Source organism: Streptomyces sp. NPDC024687 (genome assembly GCF_055559055.1).
In genome coordinates this window covers 177141-193175 of record NZ_JBVHLJ010000007.1, presented here as the reverse complement: position 1 = coordinate 193175, position 16035 = coordinate 177141, and the positions used below count along the sequence as shown (strand labels likewise).

Here is a 16035-nt window from a genome sequence, read left to right as displayed (position 1 = left end):
CGTAGTTCCTCAGGGAGCCGGGGTCACACGGACGCGGAGATGGTCTGGATGACGCGGTCGCGTTCCGCGTCCTCGCCGTACGCGTCGAGGTGGATCTCACCGGCGGCGAGCACGACGACCCGGTCGGCGATCTCCAGGACCTCGTCGACGTCCGCGGACAGGACGAGCACGGCGGCGCCCTCGGCGGCGAGGGTGCGGGCCCGGCGGCCGATGTCACGCCGGGCACCGATGTCCACGCCTCGGAACGGCTCGTCCAGGATGAGCACACGGGGTGTCTCGGCGAGCCAGCGGCCGACGACGACCTTCTGCTGGTTGCCGCCGGACAGCTCCTCGACGGTGCTGTGCTCGTCGCGGGCGACCACGCCGAGGGCCTCGATGGTGTGGCGGCCGAGGGCGTCCTCCTTGCCCGTGTTCACCAGCCCCGTCCTGGACAGTGACTTCAGGAACGGTAGCGAGATGTTCTGGGCCAGGGACCAGCCGGGGACGAGCGCGTCGGCGTGCCGGTCCTCGGGGACGAGGTGGACGCGCTTGCGGATCGCGTCGGAGGGCCTCTTCGGCGCGTACGGTGTGCCGTCCAGGTGGACGGACCCGGCCGCGAAGGGCTCGGCGCCGAACAGGCCGCGGGCCAGCTCGGTCTTCCCGGCGCCCAACAGGCCCACGACTCCGGTGACTTCGCCGGTGCGCAGGTCGACGTCGAGCGATCGGCCCTCGAAGAGCTGGACGCCGCGCAGCGAGAGGGCGACCTCGCCTTCGGCACCTTCCCTGACCGGCCGGGCCGTCGTCGCCTCCTGGGCCTGGGCCAGCATCGCGCGCAGGGCGCTGTCCCAGTCGAAGGGCTTGGCCTGGTCCTCGGTGAGACGGCCGTCCCGCAGGACGACCAGGCGGTCGGCGAGCGCGTCGATCTCGCCGAGGCGGTGGGAGACGTAGAGGACCGCGATGCCGTCGTCACGCATCTTCTCGACGAGCGCGAAGAGGCGTTCGGCCTCGGTGGCGGACAGGGCCGAGGTGGGTTCATCGAGGATCAGCAGCCGGGGGCGGGTGGCCAGGGCGCGGGCGAGGATCAGCAACTGGCGGTCGGAGATGCCGAGTTCGCTCACATCGCGGCGCAGCACCGAGTCGCTCCAGCCGAGATCGAGGCCCGCCTGGATCTCGCGGGCCCGCGCGAGGACCCGGCGCCGGTTCAGGAACGGGTTGCCGCGCGCCTGGGCCAGTTCCTCGAAGACCAGGTTCTCGGCGACCGTGAGGCCCGGCACGATGCCCTCGCCGATGCGCTGGTGCACGGTCTGGATGCCCAACTGGCGGGCGGCGAGCGGGGACCGCAGAGCCGCGGGCTCGCCGGCCACCCGCACCTGACCCCCGTGGTCCGTGTGCACCCCCGACAGGATTTTGATCAGCGTGGACTTGCCGGCACCGTTCGCGCCGAGCAGCGCGGTCACGCTGCCCGGGGCGATGTCGAGGGTGACGGAGGCGAGGACGGTCTTGCCGCCGAACGCCATGCTGACGTCGGTGAGGGCGACAGCGGGAGCCTCAGTGGGCGACATTCGAGATCCAGTCGGCGGTCGACACCTGCGACAGGTTCAGCGCGGGCAGCGCCTCACGCAGCTGGTCCATGTTCTCGATCTTCTTCTCGCGCAGGAAGTCCTGGGTGATGGCGACGGCCGGGAACTCCACCGAGCTCTTGCCCAGCTGACCGGCCAGCTCCAGGGCGGTGGTACGGACGACGGCGGCGCCGACCGCGGACGGGTCGGTGCCTGCGGTGGCGACCCACGGGCTGTCGGCGGCGGTCATCTGCTGGATGTCGGCGTTGGAGACGTCCGCGCCGAAGACCTTCACCTTGTCCTGGAGCTTCTTGTTCTGGACGGCGAGGACCGTGCCCTTGGCCAGCTCGTCGTAGGGGGCGAAGACGCCGGTCACGTCCGAGTGCTGGGTGAGCGCGGCGGAGACCAGGGGAACGTTGTCGGTGGCCGTGGAGTCGGTGACCTTGCCGACCTTGAACTGCTGCTTCCAGCCCTGCGCGGCGACTTCCTTGGCCCAGACGGTGTTCCGCTTGTCGAGGGCGGCGTAGCCGGCGACGTTGACGTACCCGACCTTGGCGTTCTTGCCGAGGTCCTTCGACATCACGTCGAGGACGGCCTGCGCCATGCTGGCGTCGTCCTGCTCGGTGCTCACCACGCCCTTGGTGGGGGTCTCGACGTCGTAGACGACGACCTTGATGCCCTTCTTGACGGCCTTGTCGATCTCCGGCTGGATCGTCGCCGGGAAGCCGTGGTCGATGATGATCGCCTTGGCGCCGGAGTTGATCGCCGAGGACAGGTCGGTGGCCTGCTTGGCGTTGTCCGCCTGGGCGTCGTACACGGTCAGGTCGATACCGAGGGCCTTGGCCTGGGCCTTGGCGCCGTTGCCCCACTGCTCGAAGTAGTCGCCGGCGCCGCTCTGCCGGACCAGGGCCACCTTGACCGCGCCGGCGCTGAAGGGGGCGGGCTTCTTGCCGGTGGCGGCCGAGGCGGAGGCGGTGGTGCCGCCGGTGTTCTTCGACGCGTCCGTGGACTGCGCGCAGCCCGCGAGCGCGAGGGCGGAGACGGACGCGAGGGACAGCGCGGCGAGGGGCAGACGGGTACGGGACATGAGGGGCTCCAGGTACGGGGTGAGGAAGACAGAGGGAGTGCGTGTCCCGGAGCGAGCGAAAGAAATGCGCCACCGACGTCAGGGGTGGCGGGGCGCGCGAGGGCTCCGGGAGGGGTCAGCGACAGCGGGCTGTGGTCGACCGGAGCAAGTCCACGTACAGCCGCCGCACGAGCAGCAGCGTCTTCATGGACAGATCATGGGAACGTTTCCAGCCAATCGTCAAAGCCCTGGACACCGATTCTCACAAAGTGAGACAACGACTACGTCACACCAGGTCGGCGAGGCCCCGGGAGTTACCATCGCAGAACCGGCACCCGATCCGGCACAGTGAGGCTCCGATGACGACACCTGGCGCGAAAGCGACGTGTATGCCCGGCATGCACCGCTGTCCCGGCGCGCCGTGTCGCGGCTGACCGACTTCCGCCGACCGTCCTCCGCCGCTCCTCTTCCTCCCCCTTCCGTCCGGTGCTTGTCTCGGTATCCGGACTTTCCTTCCAGAATCCTGGAGTTGCTCCCATGACGCTGCTGACCACCTGGTCCGAGTCCGGCCCCGAGACCCTGGTCCGCCGCACCTCGGACCCCGTCAAGATCGCCGAGGCGCTCAAGCCGATCGGTGTGCGCTACGAGCAGTGGCCGATCCGCGAGGACGTCCCGTCCGACGCCGACAGCGAGACGGTCTTCGCCGCCTACGGCCCCGAGATCGACAAGCTGAACGCCGAGGAGGGCTTCACCACCGTCGACGTCCTCGGTCTGCACCCGAGCGACGACCCGGAGTTCCCCGCGAAGGCCAGGGCGGCCCGCGAGAAGTTCCTCCAGGAGCACACCCACGACGACGATGACGAGGTCCGCTTCTTCGTCTCCGGGTCCGGCATCTTCTACCTGCACGTGAACGGCGAGGTGCACGCGGTCCTCTGCGAGAAGGGCGACCTCCTCGGCGTGCCGCGCGGCACCACGCACTGGTTCGACATGGGCACCCGTCCGTCGTTCACCGCGATCCGCTTCTTCCACGAGGAGGACGGCTGGGTCGGCACCTTCACCGGCTCCCCCATCGCCTCCCGCTTCCCGGACTACGACACCATCGCGGCCGGTTACGAGGCCGACAGGACCGCCGCATGACGTTGCACCACGACGTCGACGCCGTGGTGCTCGACATCGAGGGCACAACGAGCGCCACGGGGTTCGTCGTCGACGTGCTGTACCCGTACTCCCGCTCGCGGTTCGCCGCGCTGCTCACCGAGCGGTCCGGGGACCCCGAGGTGGCGCGGGCCGTCGCCCAGGTCCGCGAGGAGATCGGCGAACCGGACGCCGACGCCGTCCGCGTCGAGAAGGCGCTCAACGCCTGGCTCGACGAGGACCGCAAGACGACCCCCCTCAAGACCCTCCAGGGCATCGTCTGGTCCGAGGGCTTCGCCCGCGGCGACCTCGTCTCGCACTTCTACGACGACGTCGTACCGCGGTTGCGCGCCTGGCACGCCGCGGGCGTACGGCTCCACGTCTACTCGTCGGGGTCCGTCGCCGCGCAGCGGGCGTGGTTCACCCACAGCCCGGAGGGCGACCTCACCCCGCTGGTCTCCGGGCTCTACGACACGGAGAACGCCGGGCCCAAGCAGGAGGCGGAGTCGTACCGCCGGATCGCCTCGGCGACCGGCGTCGCGCCGGGCCGTCTGCTGTTCCTCTCCGACCGGCCCGGCGAACTGGACGCGGCCCGCGAGGCGGGCTGGCACGCCGTCGGGATCCGGCGGCCCGGGGAGCCGTACTTCGAGCAGGGCGTCGGCGACCACGCCGTGGCGGGGACGTTCGACGAGATCACCGTTTCAAGGAGCACTTCGTGACCGCCGACATCAGCGCACTCGACCTGGAGGAGGCGGGGGCGGTCCTCGCCGCCGAGTCCGCCCGTTTCGCCTCCTTCGGCTGGATGCGAGGGACGTCCGGGAACCTGTCCGTGGTGCTCTCCCGTGAGCCGCTGCGGCTCGCCGTCACCGCCAGCGGGCACGACAAGGGTGAACTGACGCCCGCGGACGTGGTGCTGGTCGACGGTCAGGGGGCCGCCGTGCAGGGCGGTAAGCCGTCCGCCGAGGCCGAGCTGCACGCGCGCGTCGCGGCGCTCACCGGGGCCGGTGCCGTGGTCCACGTGCACACCGTCGCCTCGGTGGCCATGGGCAGGCGGAAGCCGGGCGGGATCGTTTTCAGCGACCTGGAGATGCTCAAGGGCGTCGGCCAGAGCGCACACGGCGTCGAGGTGACCCTGCCGGTCATCGCCAACAGCCAGGACATGAAGGTGCTCGGGGACCGTCTGGAGGCGGCACGGAACCCCCGGATGCCGGCGGTGGTCGTGGCCGGGCACGGGCTGTACGTGTGGGGTGCGGATCCCCGGCAGGCCCGGCATCACACCGAAGTGGTGGAGTGGCTGCTGGAGCTGGAGCTGACGGGCCGCTGAGACGGCGGAAGGGATCCCCGGTTGCGGGGATCCCTTCGCTGTTGCGGGCGGCTACTTCAGCCGGTCGCCCGGGAGTTCGCCCGCCGAGACCTCCAGTACGCCCTGCTCGGTCACGAGGCCGGTCACCAGGCGCCCCGGTGTCACGTCGAAGGCCGGATTGTGGCCGCGGGACTGCGCCGGAGCCGTCCGCACACCGCCCCACTCCAACACCTCGGACCCGTCGCGCAGTTCGATGTGGATGTCGTCGCCGCTCTTGGTGGCGAGGTCGACCGTCGTGGTCGGTGCCGCCACCAGGAACGGTATGCCCGCGTCGGCGCAGGCGAGGGCGAGGGCCACCGTGCCCACCTTGTTCGCCGTGTCGCCGTTGGCCGCGATGCGGTCCGCGCCGACGATCGCCGCGTCGACCTCGCCGCGCAGGATCGTTCCTGCGGCGGCACCGTCGGCCTGGACGTAGTGCGGGATGCCCTCCTGGACCAGCTCCCAGGCGGTGAGCCGGGACCCCTGGAGCAGGGGACGCGTCTCGTCGGCGTAGACGACCTCCAGGCGCCCGCGCGCGTGGAGTTCACGGATGACGCCGAGGGCCGTGCCCCACCCGGCCGTCGCCAGCGCACCGGTGTTGCAGTGCGTCAGGATCCGCAACGGGCGGTCCCGGCCGACCCGTTCGAGCAGCCAGTCCGCACCGAACGCGCCCATCGCCCGGTTCGCCGAGACGTCCTCGCGCTGGACCGCCTCGGCCTCCCGCAGCACCGCGTCGAGCCCCTCCTCGAAACGGGTCATCACCCGGTCCACGCACACCATGAGATTCACGGCGGTCGGGCGGGCCTCCCGGACCCGGGCGACGGCCGCACGCACCTCGGCCTGCGACCACCCCTCCCGCTCCCCCTCGAGCAGAGCCAGCGCGACGCCGTAGGCCCCGGCCGCCCCGATGGCCGGGGCGCCCCGCACGACGAGGCGCTGGATCGCGTCGACCAGAGTGTCCACATCGCGGACCACCCTCGTCTCGGTGCGATGCGGGAGCAGCGTCTGATCGATGAGCGCGAGGCCGGATCCGGTCCATTCGACAGCACGCAGTTCCTGGGGCATTTCGGGGCACTCCTGATATTGCGGTGGGTCTCGCCACGGTACATGGCCTGGGGGAACGACTCGGTCGGCGGTCCGCTCCGACCTGCCGGGTCTGGACGCGCCCCGTCCTGCGGTGGCCTCATAATGGGCTGATACATCCGACGTCTCAGCGCACCACGGGGCGAGAAGGAGGCCGCACATGGCTGTCACCGACGAGGCGATCGAGAAGATCAAGGGCATGATCGTCTCCGGCGCGCTGCGCCCCGGCGACCGGCTCCCCAAGGAGAGCGAGCTCGCCTCCGAGCTGGGGCTGTCCCGCAACTCGCTGCGCGAGGCCGTGCGGGCCCTGTCGCTGATCCGCATCCTGGACGTGCGGCAGGGCGACGGCACCTACGTGACCAGCCTGGACCCGCAGCTCCTGCTGGAGGCGCTGAGCTTCGTCGTGGACTTCCACCGCGACGACACGGTCCTGGAGTTCCTGGCCGTGCGCCGCATCCTGGAGCCGGCCGCCACCGCGATGGCCGCCTCCCGGATCAGCGAGCAGCAACTGGACGCCCTGGGCGCACAGTTGGACAAGCTCGGCGACAGCCCTTCGGTGGAGGAACTGGTCGCCTGCGATCTCGACTTCCACCGGGGGATCGTGCAGAGCTCCGGCAACTCCGTGCTCTGCTCCCTCATGGACGGCCTGTCCGGGCCCACCACCCGGGCCCGCATCTGGCGCGGCCTGACCCAGGAGGACGCGGTCAGCCGCACGCTGCACGAGCACCGCGCGATCCTGGCGGCCCTGCGGGACCGGGACGGCGAGGCGGCCCGCTCCTGGGCGACGGTCCACATCGCGAGCGTCGAACAGTGGCTGCGCTCCACGCTGTGAGCCGCTCCGGGGACGGCCTGCCCGAAGGGCGGGGTGTCCGGGGGTGGCGAACGGGGCAGTGATCGTTCACTCCCCCGTGCAAGGGGGCTGCGGGCGCCCCCGCCGGACGCCGTAAGGTTGGTGCGTTAGGCGAGGGCACGTCGGAAGGAGGCGCTGGGTGATCGAGCTCGAGGGGGTTCCCGAGCTGATCGACCCGGTCATGGTGGCCGCGTTCGAGGGCTGGAACGACGCCGGCGACGCCGCCTCCACCGCGGTCGCGCATCTGGACAAGGAGTGGAAGGGCGAGGTGTTCGCGGCGCTCGACGCCGAGGACTACTACGACTTCCAGGTGAACCGTCCCACGGTGTGGCTGGACGGCGGAGTGCGCAAGATCACGTGGCCGACGACAAGGTTGTCGGTGGTCCGCGTCGGCGGTGACAAGCCGCGCGATCTCGTACTCGTCCGGGGGATCGAACCGTCGATGCGATGGCGCTCGTTCTGCAACGAGTTGCTGGGCTTCGCCCACGAACTCGGCGTGGAACTGGTGGTGATCCTGGGCGCGCTGCTCGGTGACACCCCGCACACCCGTCCGGTACCGATCAGCGGGACCACGTCCGACGCGGACCTGGCCCGGCGGATGGACCTGGAGGAGACCAAGTACGAGGGCCCCACGGGCATCGTCGGCATTCTCCAGGAGGCCTGCACCCACGCGGGCGTGCCCGCGGTGTCGCTGTGGGCGGCCGTACCGCACTACGTGTCGCAGCCGCCGAACCCGAAGGCGACGCTGGCCCTCCTGAACCGTCTGGAGGACCTGATCGACGTGCGGATCCCGCTGGGCGAGCTCGGCGAGGACGCGCGCGCCTGGCAGGTGGGCGTGGACCAACTGGCCGCCGAGGACAGCGAGGTGGCGGAGTACGTCCAGACGCTGGAGGAGGCCCGGGACACCGCGGAGCTGCCGGAGGCCTCGGGCGAGGCGATCGCCCGGGAGTTCGAGCGGTATCTGCGGCGCCGGGACGGCGGCCAGCCGGGCGGACACGCGACCGCGGACGGCAGCGACAGCACGACCTATCTGCGGGACAGCCCCGGTGGTCGTACGAAGCCTCCCAAGGCGCCGAAGCCGGAGGCGGAGACGGAACCGGAGCGCGAACCGGAGACGGACGACGAGGACTCCTCGCCGGAGGACTGAGCGGAGACCGGGGTCGGTGAGGGCGGTGCGCGGGATGCGCACCGCCCTCGGCCGTGTCAGACCTGACGCACCGCCACCACGTCGTAATCGGTGGTGGGTGTCGGCTCCACGTCGAAGCGCGCGTTGGGCAGATACAGGCGCCCGCCCCAGGCGGCGACCGTCGTCGGGATGCGGAACCGCGGGTCGGTGATCCGGGTGATCGCGGTGCCCCGGGTGCCCGAGTCGTTCAGCCGGAACACGTCGATCGCGTTCTGCCGCTGCTGGACGACGTGGAGGATCCGGCCGCGCAGCAACAGACCGTCGCCGTTGGGGAGTTTCGCCCCGCCCAGGTCGACGGCGCGCGCGGCGCCGGTGCGCGGGTCGACCCGCAGGAGACTGCCGCCGTCCGCGAAGTCGTTCACCACGAGCAGGGCGCGGCCGTCGGGTGTGCGTTCGATGCCGTTGGCCGTGAAGTCGGGGCCCTGCTGCCAGTCCCCGGTCAGCGGTACGGTCGTCAGCGCACCCTTGGCCAGTTTGTAGAGCACCGGCTCGAAGGAGTCGGTGAACCAGGCGGCGCCCGGGGTGAGGATCACGTCGTTCACGAAGGTGCCGCCGGTGGCGTACACCTGCTCGGTCTCGCCGGAGCGGGCGTCGACAGTCCGTATCTCGCCGCTGTCGCCGCCGGCGAGGAAGAGTCTGCCGTGCCGGTCGATCTTCAGGCCCACGGCCGGGCGCCCGGAGCCCTTCGCGACGACCTTGCCGCGTCCGGTGGCCAGGCTCGCCCGGTAGATGTCGCCGTTCGCCAGCGAGCCGAAGTAGGCGTACGGCTCGGAGCCGATGGTGATGCCCTCGGGCCGGAAGCCGTCGGGGAGGGGAAACTGCGCGGGCCACGCGGCGTGCCGGGTTTCGGCCGCGTGCGCGGTGCCGCCGAGCAGGGCCGCTCCGCTGAGCGCGGCGGTCGTGGTCAGGAGTGTGCGACGTGCGAAGGAACGGTCTGCGAGTGCCACGGTGCGTCCTTCTGCAAGGGGGCCGGCGCACGGCCGGCCGAACGGTCAAGCGACGCTCCCACCCCATCACACGACGGCCGCCGCCACAGTCCTTATCGCCATGAACTCCCGCCGCGACCGCGGCAGTTCGGCACGGGACCTGACCGGTGGCCGCAGCGACAAGGGGCGCTTCCCTGTCGCTGCGGCTTCTGGCAGAGACCGTTCTAGAGGGCCACGCCGAGCAGTGCGTCCACCGCACGTGTCACCACACCGGGAGCGCCCATGTCGGTACCGCCGTGCTCCTCCTGTGCGGCGGCCCAGCGGTCGACGGCGGCCAGCGCGGTGGGCGCGTCGAGGTCGTTCGCGAGGGCCTCGCGGATCTCCTCGACGAGGGTCTCGGCGGACGGTCCGTCCGGCCGCGAGACGGCGGCACGCCAGCGGCCCAGCCGGTCCACGGCGTCCTGGAGGACCTGGTCGGTCCACTCCCAGTCGGCCCGGTAGTGGTGGGCGAGCAGCGCCAGCCGGATGGCGGCGGGGTCGACGCCCTCGCGCCGCAACTGCGACACGAAGACCAGGTTGCCCTTGGACTTGGACATCTTCTCGCCGTCGAGGCCGACCATGCCGGCGTGGACGTACGCCTTGGCCATGGGGAACTCGCCGGTCAGCACCTGGGCGTGCGAGGCGCCCATCTCGTGGTGCGGGAAGGCGAGGTCGGAGCCGCCGCCCTGGACGTCGAAGCCCATGCCGAGGTGGTCGAGGGCGATCGCGACGCACTCGATGTGCCAGCCGGGGCGCCCACGGCCGAGCGAGGCGCCGTCCCAGCTGGGCTCGCCCTCGCGGGCGGCCATCCACAGCATGGGGTCGAGCGGGTTCTTCTTGCCCGGACGGTCCGGGTCGCCGCCGCGCTCGGCGGACAGCAGCCGCATGGCGGCCGCGTCGAGGTTCGAGACCTGGCCGAAGTGCGGGTCGGACTCGACGGAGAAGTAGACGTCCCCTTCTAGCTCGTACGCGGCACCGGCGTCCCGCAGCCGCTCGACTAGCGGCACGATCCCCGGTATCACCTCGACCGCGCCGATGTAGTGCCGCGGGGGCAGCATCCGCAGGGCGGTCATGTCCTCGCGGAAGAGGGCCGTCTCCTTCTCCGCGAGGGCGGCCCAGTCGAGGCTGTCCCGCTCGGCGCGCTCCAGGAGCGGGTCGTCGATGTCGGTGACGTTCTGGACGTAGTGAACCTGGCGCTTGGTGTCGAGCCACACGCGCTGCACGAGGTCGAACGCGTTGTAGGTCGCCGCGTGCCCCATGTGGGTGGCGTCGTACGGCGTGATGCCGCAGACGTAGAGACGGGCGACGGGACCGGGGTCGAGGGAGACCAAGCCACCGGTCGCGGTGTCGTGGATCCTCAGGTCGCGGCCCTGACCAGGCAGGGCGGGGACCTCGGAAGCGGGCCAGGCATGCATGTCATGAGCCTAACCGGACGGATGTTCCGTATACGAACCGGACCGGGCCGGGTGGCCGGTAAGGCCTTCTTGCGCGGTCCGGGCCTGTGTGCAGTGTCCTGCTAAACGGGCGGCCAGGGAATGGCCGGCCACTCGCCGCTCGGTTCCGGGTGCTTCCCGGAGTCCAGCAGCGCGTCGACGCGCGCGCGCGTGGCCTCGAGTTCGGCCGGGGTGATCAGAGCGGCCAGCCGGGCGGCCAGCTCGCCCGACAGGGCCTCCTTGAGGCCTTTGAGGACGTCGACCGCCTCCCCCGTCAACGGCTCCCCCGCCCAGCCCCACAGCAGGGTCCGCAGCTTGTTCTCGACGTTGAAGGTCACACCGTGGTCGATGCCGTAGAGCCGGCCGCCCTCGGCGGGCAGCAGGTGGCCGCCCTTGCGGTCCGCGTTGTTGATCACGGCGTCGAGGACGGCGAGCCTGCGCAGCCGCTCGTCGTCCGCGTGCACCAGCAGCGCGGTCCTGCCCTCGCCGACCTCGGCGAAGCCGATGGCCTTCCAGCCCGGCTCGGGCTCCTCGGCGTCGACCAGGGCGAGCAGCTCACTGCCGGGCGCACCCTCGACCCACAGCTGGCACATGCCCTCGCCGAAGGGCCCGTCCCGCAGCACGGTGGGCGGCACCAGGCCCCAGCCGGTCACCTCGGACACCTCGTACGCGGCGACCTCGCGCTGGGCGAGGGTGCCGTCGGGGAAGTCCCACAGCGGTCTCTCGCCGCGGACCGGCTTGTAGACGCACAGGAGCTCCTGGCCCTCGTACGAGACGGAGCAGTGCAGCACCGCGTTGGAGGCGTCCCGGATCTGTCCGCGTACCGTCAGCTCACCCCGGGCGAGCAGCTCTGCCGTGCTCACGCTCCGCGGCGGTATCCGTTCTGGCGCGGACATACGTGTCCTTCCGGGTCGAGCGGGAGGCTGCACAGCGGGCACGGCGGCCGCCCCGCGTTGACGACGTCCAGGGCGCGCTTGGCGAAGGCCCGGGCCTGCGCGCCGGTGAGCCGGACCCGCAGCATCGGGGGTCCGTTCTCCTCGTCCTGGAGGAGTCTCTCCTCGGCCTCGGCGAGGTCCTCCTCGGAGTCGGCCTCGAGCTCCACGAGGGCCTGCGCCTCGACGATCATGCGCTGCTCCTCGCCGTCCCAGGCGAGGGCCATGGTGCCGACCCGGAACTCCTCCTCGACGGGGGTGTCCAGGGGCGCGGTGTCGGCGATCTCGGTGGGCGGCACGGCCGGGACGGGGGCGCTGCCGCCGCTGCGGCGCACGACCTCGTCGAGGAGTTCTTCCATCCGCTCGGCGAGAGCGGCCACCTGCGTCTTCTCCAGGGCCACGCTGGTCACTCGGGGGCCGGCCGTGGCCTGGAGGAAGAACGTACGGCGTCCGGGCAGTCCGACCGTGCCGGCCACGAAACGGTCCGGCGGGTCATAGAGGAACACCTGACGGGACACGTCCTGTCTCCATGGGATTCGTGAGTAAGGGAACGACGGCAACGACGGGAACGTCCATGCGTGAACGCGCTTGGGTGAACCGCTTCACCCTACTGCGCGCGACGATCACGGTGCGCCCGCACCACCACCGACCGGGGCGTCACCGCCCGCGGCCTCCTCGCGCGGCACCAGGGAGGCGAGGTCACCGGTGTCGCCGAGGCGGAGGAGAAACGGCCTCAGACGGGTGTAACGGATGACGGTGATGGAACACGGTTCAACGGAGATCCTCTGGAAGAGGTCGAGATGAAGTCCGAGTGCGTCGGCGACGAGCGACTTGATGATGTCGCCGTGCGAGCACATCAGATAGACGGCGTCGGCTCCGTGATCGCGCTCCACGCGCGCGTTCCACTCGCGTACGGCCTCCGCCGCGCGCGTCTGCATCGCTCGCATGGACTCGCCGCCGGGGAACGCGGCCGCCGACGGATGCGCCTGGACGACCTCCATCAGCGGCTCGTCCCCCAGCTCGGCGAGCTTGCGCCCGGACCAGTCGCCGTAGTGGCACTCCCCGATGCGCTCGTCGCTGTGCGCGGGGAGGCCGGGGCGGGCGTCGAGCAGTGGCCGGATCGTTTCCTGGCAGCGCTGCAGGGGGCTGGCGACGACCTCGGAGATCGGCACCCCTTCGAGGCGTCCGGGCAGCGAGGCGGCCTGCGCGGAGCCGCGCTCGTCCAGGGCGACCCCGGGCGTCCACCCGGCGAGCAGCCCCTCGGTGTTCGCGGTGGATCGTCCGTGCCTGACAAGGATCAACGTGGGCATGCGGCCCAGGGTAGGCGTACGCCGGACCGCGGCGTCCTTCGAGCGAGGGGAGAACACACTCCGTGATCGTTGACTGTGCCATCTACCGGGAGGGTCACCGCTCGGAGGGGCCCGAGGACCTGTCGGACGCGCTGGATCAGGCGCGGCTGGCGGGCGGGTTCGTCTGGATCGGGCTGCACGAGCCGTCGGAGAAGGAGTTCGAGCTGGTCACGAAGGAGTTCGGACTGCATCCGCTGGCGGTGGAGGACGCCCTCAAGGCGCATCAGCGGCCCAAGCTCGAGGTGTACGACGACTCGCTGTTCGTGGTTCTCAAGCCGGTGGTGTACGAGCCGGAGAGCGACACCGTGTCCACCGGCGAGGTCATGCTCTTCCTCGGCGACGCCTTCGTGGTGACGGTCCGTCATGGCGTGGGCTCGCCGCTGAAGGCCGTACGCGACCGCCTGGAGCATGAACCGAAGCTGCTCGGCAAGGGGCCCACCTCGGTGCTGTACGCGGTGGCCGACGCCGTCGTGGACCACTATCTGGAGGTGGCGACGGAACTCGGCACCGACCTGGAGGAGCTGGAGGCGGAGGTGTTCTCGCCGGACGGCGGCGGTTCGCGGGGCACCGCGTCGCGGATCTACACCTTCAAGCGGCAGATCCTGGAGTTCCGCCGGGCCACCGTGCCGCTCTCGATGCCGCTGACCCGGCTCGCGGGCGTGGGGGCGTACGGCGGGACGGTGCCGTTCGTGAACGACCGGGCGCGGCCCTTCTTCCGGGACGTCAACGACCACCTCGCGCGCGTGAACGAGTCGGTCGAGGGCCTGGACCGGCTGGTGTCGGACGTCCTGTCGGCGCATCTGGCGCAGATGAGCGTGCGGCAGAACGACGACATGCGGAAGATCTCCGCGTGGGCGGCCATGGCGGCGATCCCGACGATGATCGCGGGGATCTACGGCATGAACTTCGACCACATGCCCGAGCTGCACTGGGTGTGGGCGTATCCGGCGGTGATCGCGCTGATGGGAGTGCTGGAAGTGCTTCTGTACCGGACGTTCAAGCGCCGGGGATGGCTCTAGGCGAGCTCGGGGGCCGGCGTGGCGGGTCCGCCGAGGGCGTCGCGGCGGTCGGGCGTCTTCAGGGAGACCATGCGGCGCCAGCCGCCGAGGCGCTCGTAGGCGTACATCGCGTGGATGCCCGCCGCGAGCACCGCCGACTTGGCCTTCGGCCAGCCGAGGATGCCGCCCATGTGGGCCATGGTCGCGAGGCTGACGTCCCGGTAGACGCGGATCTCGGCGAGCGCGCACGAGCGCAGGGTCCGCTGGATGTACGGGCCGTGCCCGGCGGCCGCGAAACGCAGCAGTTCCTCGTGGGTGTACGCGAGGTGGTTGTCCTCGTCGTTGGAGATCAGCTTGACGGCGTTGCCGACCTGAGGGTGGTCCGCGAAGAACTTCCGCAGCATCACCATCTGGTCCGCGGCACGCTGTTCGGTCACCCGGCTGTGGGCCAGGTACGTGATGACGTCCTGCACGGTGAGCGGCTGGTCGGCCTTGAGCTTCTCGTGGGCGAGACCGATGCCCTGCTGCTCCAGGAGCATCGTGTAGTCCGTCTCCGGCGGGACGGGGACGGGTTCGAGTCCGCGCTTCCTCATCAGGGCGTTGAAGATCCGCCCGTGCTTGTCCTCGTCGGCGCCGTGCCGGGAGATCTTGGGGGCGAGGTCACGTTCGCTCGGCGGCACCAGAGCGGCGATACGGGCGTTCTCCCAACCGCCCTGCGACTCACCACTGGCCGCGATGGAGCAGAACAGCCGGAAGGACTCGTCGTGGTCGAGGATCTCCTGGAACAGACTCTTGGCCGAAAGCATTGTGGGGCACCTCTCTGCCGGACTCCGCGGCAACCCGCAAAGAAAGAGTCAAATGCGGCGCGAGAGGTGCCGCAACAGCTGTGCCGGACAACTGCGCCAAAAGGAGGACCACCGGGGTCACCCCGGGGGCGTAACCGCGCGGGCGCGGGCGCGTTGAATCACGTGACGGCCGTGGCGGGGAAGACCCCCGAGCCCCCACCACGGCCGTAGAAGCTTTCCGAGCGCCGGTTACGCGAGTCCGGCGCGCTCCAGGGCCTCGGTGCCGGCGCGGAGCGAGGCGAGGCGCTCGTCGAGGGTGAAGCCGGCGGGGGCCAGGGTCAGGGTGGTGACGCCGGCCGCGGCGTACTCCTTCATGCGGTCCGCGATGCGGTCCACGGAGCCGAGCAGTGTCGTCTTGTCGATGAGCTCGTGCGGAATGGCGGCCGCGGCGCCCTCCTTGTCGCCGGCCAGGTACTTGTCCTGGATCTCGGCGGCCGCCGCCTCGAACCCCATGCGCTGGGCGAGCTGGTTGTAGAAGTTCTGCTTGCGGCTGCCCATGCCGCCCACGTACAGCGCGGTGTAGGGGCGGAAGGTGTCGGCGAGCGTGGTGACGTCCTTGTCCTCGCCGAGGGCGAGCGGGAGGGTCGGGGCGATGTCGAACCCGTCGAGCGTCCTGCCCGCCTTCTCGCGCCCGGCACGCAGATGCCGGATCGCGGTGTCCTCCAGGTGCTCGGCGGAGGGGAAGATCAGCAGGGCGCCGTCGGCGATCTCGCCGGTCTGCTCCAGGTTCTTCGGGCCGATCGCGGCGATGTACAGCGGGATGTGCTCGCGCTCCGGGTGCACCGTCAGCTTGAGCGGCTTGCCGGGGCCACCGGGCAGGGGCAGCGTCCAGTGCTGTCCCTCGTAGGAGAGGCGCTCGCGCGACATGGCCTTGCGTACGATCTCGACGTACTCACGCGTGCGTGCCAGCGGCTTGTCGAACTTGACGCCGTACCAGCCCTCCGAGACCTGCGGGCCCGAGACACCGAGGCCGAGGCGGAAACGGCCGCCGGAGAGGGAGTCGAGGGTGGCGGCGGTCATCGCGGTCATCGCCGGCTGGCGGGCCGGGATCTGGAAGATGGCCGAGCCGACGTCGATGCGCTCGGTCTGGGCGGCGACCCAGGTGAGCACGGTGGCCGCGTCCGAGCCGTAGGCCTCGGCGGCCCAGCAGACGGCGTATCCGAGCCGGTCGGCCTCCTGGGCGACGGCGAGATTGTCCGCGTCCATTCCGGCGCCCCAGTAGCCGAGGTTGATCCCGAGCTGCATGGCCGATTCCCCTTACCGATCAGTAACGTCCTTGTCGGCAGACCTTAGCGCGGCCGCGCTCGCCGGGGC

Annotated in this window: 16 protein-coding genes; 6 read left to right on the top strand and 10 right to left on the bottom strand. The window is 71.0% G+C overall.

The features are described from left to right. Positions 1-23: 23 nt before the first annotated feature. Both ACZ39I_RS27380 and ACZ39I_RS27375 read right to left on the bottom strand, forming a co-directional pair. Positions 24-1541, bottom strand: a complete 1518-nt coding sequence (locus tag ACZ39I_RS27380) for a sugar ABC transporter ATP-binding protein (protein WP_467247223.1) — start codon at positions 1539-1541, stop codon at positions 24-26. Next, complete coding sequence (locus ACZ39I_RS27375; RefSeq protein WP_467247221.1) at positions 1528-2625, bottom strand: substrate-binding domain-containing protein; 1098 nt, start codon at positions 2623-2625, stop codon at positions 1528-1530. The genes ACZ39I_RS27380 and ACZ39I_RS27375 overlap by 14 nt, the downstream gene beginning before the upstream one ends. A gap of 516 nt (positions 2626-3141) precedes the next feature. Between ACZ39I_RS27375 and ACZ39I_RS27370 the strand changes: the two genes are divergently transcribed. Genes ACZ39I_RS27370 through mtnB form a run of 3 tightly spaced genes read left to right on the top strand, consistent with a single transcriptional unit; the run spans position 3142 to position 5062 of the window. Then, the gene (locus ACZ39I_RS27370; protein ID WP_467247219.1) at positions 3142-3741 is read left to right on the top strand and encodes a 1,2-dihydroxy-3-keto-5-methylthiopentene dioxygenase; all 600 of its coding nucleotides are present in this window, start codon (positions 3142-3144) and stop codon (positions 3739-3741) included. Then, positions 3738-4457, top strand: a complete 720-nt coding sequence (gene mtnC / locus ACZ39I_RS27365) for an acireductone synthase (RefSeq protein ID WP_467247218.1) — start codon at positions 3738-3740, stop codon at positions 4455-4457. The genes ACZ39I_RS27370 and mtnC overlap by 4 nt, the downstream gene beginning before the upstream one ends. Continuing rightward, the gene (mtnB, locus tag ACZ39I_RS27360) at positions 4454-5062 is read left to right on the top strand and encodes a methylthioribulose 1-phosphate dehydratase (RefSeq protein WP_467247217.1); all 609 of its coding nucleotides are present in this window, start codon (positions 4454-4456) and stop codon (positions 5060-5062) included. Before mtnC ends, mtnB begins: the two co-directional genes overlap by 4 nt. A 51-nt stretch (positions 5063-5113) precedes the next feature. Here mtnB and mtnA read toward each other — a convergent pair whose 3' ends face one another. Next, complete coding sequence (gene mtnA / locus ACZ39I_RS27355; RefSeq protein WP_467247216.1) at positions 5114-6145, bottom strand: S-methyl-5-thioribose-1-phosphate isomerase; 1032 nt, start codon at positions 6143-6145, stop codon at positions 5114-5116. 178 nt (positions 6146-6323) lie between these two features. Here mtnA and ACZ39I_RS27350 point away from each other — a divergent pair, with 178 nt between their 5' ends. Further along, positions 6324-6995 carry a FadR/GntR family transcriptional regulator gene (locus ACZ39I_RS27350; protein WP_123759673.1) on the top strand — a complete coding sequence of 224 codons (672 nt, stop codon included), beginning with the start codon at positions 6324-6326 and terminating at the stop codon, positions 6993-6995. Between the two features lie 157 nt (positions 6996-7152). Further along, positions 7153-8160 (top strand): PAC2 family protein, encoded by a 1008-nt coding sequence (locus tag ACZ39I_RS27345; RefSeq protein WP_467247214.1) that lies wholly within the window; start codon positions 7153-7155, stop codon positions 8158-8160. Positions 8161-8216: 56 nt separating this feature from the next. Here the strand turns inward: ACZ39I_RS27345 and ACZ39I_RS27340 are convergent, their stop codons facing one another. The 5 genes from ACZ39I_RS27340 to ACZ39I_RS27320 form a co-directional block, all read right to left on the bottom strand. Then, a complete protein-coding gene (locus ACZ39I_RS27340) occupies positions 8217-9146 on the bottom strand; it encodes an SMP-30/gluconolactonase/LRE family protein (protein WP_467247212.1) in 930 nt (309 codons plus the stop codon). Between the two features lie 203 nt (positions 9147-9349). Further along, on the bottom strand, positions 9350-10579 hold the full coding sequence (gene mshC / locus ACZ39I_RS27335; protein WP_467247210.1) for a cysteine--1-D-myo-inosityl 2-amino-2-deoxy-alpha-D-glucopyranoside ligase: 1230 nt from the start codon (positions 10577-10579) through the stop codon (positions 9350-9352). A gap of 101 nt (positions 10580-10680) precedes the next feature. Further along, the gene (locus ACZ39I_RS27330) at positions 10681-11493 is read right to left on the bottom strand and encodes an SCO1664 family protein (protein WP_467247208.1); all 813 of its coding nucleotides are present in this window, start codon (positions 11491-11493) and stop codon (positions 10681-10683) included. Further along, positions 11457-12047, bottom strand: a complete 591-nt coding sequence (locus ACZ39I_RS27325) for a DUF3090 domain-containing protein (RefSeq protein ID WP_352390947.1) — start codon at positions 12045-12047, stop codon at positions 11457-11459. Before ACZ39I_RS27325 ends, ACZ39I_RS27330 begins: the two co-directional genes overlap by 37 nt. A gap of 105 nt (positions 12048-12152) precedes the next feature. Then, positions 12153-12839, bottom strand: a complete 687-nt coding sequence (locus ACZ39I_RS27320; RefSeq protein ID WP_467247206.1) for a histidine phosphatase family protein — start codon at positions 12837-12839, stop codon at positions 12153-12155. 62 nt (positions 12840-12901) lie between these two features. Here ACZ39I_RS27320 and corA point away from each other — a divergent pair, with 62 nt between their 5' ends. Continuing rightward, positions 12902-13897, top strand: coding sequence for a magnesium/cobalt transporter CorA (gene corA, locus ACZ39I_RS27315; protein WP_352390945.1), 996 nt, complete (start codon positions 12902-12904; stop codon positions 13895-13897). On the opposite strand, the gene ACZ39I_RS27310 is transcribed toward corA, so the two are convergent. Together ACZ39I_RS27310 and ACZ39I_RS27305 are read right to left on the bottom strand one after the other, a co-directional pair. Beyond that, a complete protein-coding gene (locus ACZ39I_RS27310) occupies positions 13894-14682 on the bottom strand; it encodes a ferritin-like domain-containing protein (protein WP_467247204.1) in 789 nt (262 codons plus the stop codon). The two genes, corA and ACZ39I_RS27310, sit on opposite strands and share 4 nt — an antisense overlap. Before the next feature lie 228 nt (positions 14683-14910). Beyond that, positions 14911-15966: an LLM class F420-dependent oxidoreductase gene (locus tag ACZ39I_RS27305; RefSeq protein WP_467247203.1), complete on the bottom strand. Its 1056-nt coding sequence runs from the start codon at positions 15964-15966 to the stop codon at positions 14911-14913. Positions 15967-16035 lie beyond the last annotated feature (69 nt).

Excerpts from the sequence above, each read along its gene's own strand:
- ACZ39I_RS27380 (WP_467247223.1), bottom strand. The coding sequence starts at position 1,541 with ATGTCGCCCACTGAGGCTCCCGCTGTCGCCCTCACCGACGTCAGCATG.
- ACZ39I_RS27375 (WP_467247221.1), bottom strand. The coding sequence starts at position 2,625 with ATGTCCCGTACCCGTCTGCCCCTCGCCGCGCTGTCCCTCGCGTCCGTC.
- ACZ39I_RS27370 (WP_467247219.1), top strand. The coding sequence starts at position 3,142 with ATGACGCTGCTGACCACCTGGTCCGAGTCCGGCCCCGAGACCCTGGTC.
- mtnC (WP_467247218.1), top strand. The coding sequence starts at position 3,738 with ATGACGTTGCACCACGACGTCGACGCCGTGGTGCTCGACATCGAGGGC.
- mtnA (WP_467247216.1), bottom strand. The coding sequence starts at position 6,145 with ATGCCCCAGGAACTGCGTGCTGTCGAATGGACCGGATCCGGCCTCGCG.
- ACZ39I_RS27350 (WP_123759673.1), top strand. The coding sequence starts at position 6,324 with ATGGCTGTCACCGACGAGGCGATCGAGAAGATCAAGGGCATGATCGTC.
- mshC (WP_467247210.1), bottom strand. The coding sequence starts at position 10,579 with ATGCATGCCTGGCCCGCTTCCGAGGTCCCCGCCCTGCCTGGTCAGGGC.
- ACZ39I_RS27330 (WP_467247208.1), bottom strand. The coding sequence starts at position 11,493 with ATGTCCGCGCCAGAACGGATACCGCCGCGGAGCGTGAGCACGGCAGAG.
- ACZ39I_RS27320 (WP_467247206.1), bottom strand. The coding sequence starts at position 12,839 with ATGCCCACGTTGATCCTTGTCAGGCACGGACGATCCACCGCGAACACC.
- ACZ39I_RS27310 (WP_467247204.1), bottom strand. The coding sequence starts at position 14,682 with ATGCTTTCGGCCAAGAGTCTGTTCCAGGAGATCCTCGACCACGACGAG.
- ACZ39I_RS27305 (WP_467247203.1), bottom strand. The coding sequence starts at position 15,966 with ATGCAGCTCGGGATCAACCTCGGCTACTGGGGCGCCGGAATGGACGCG.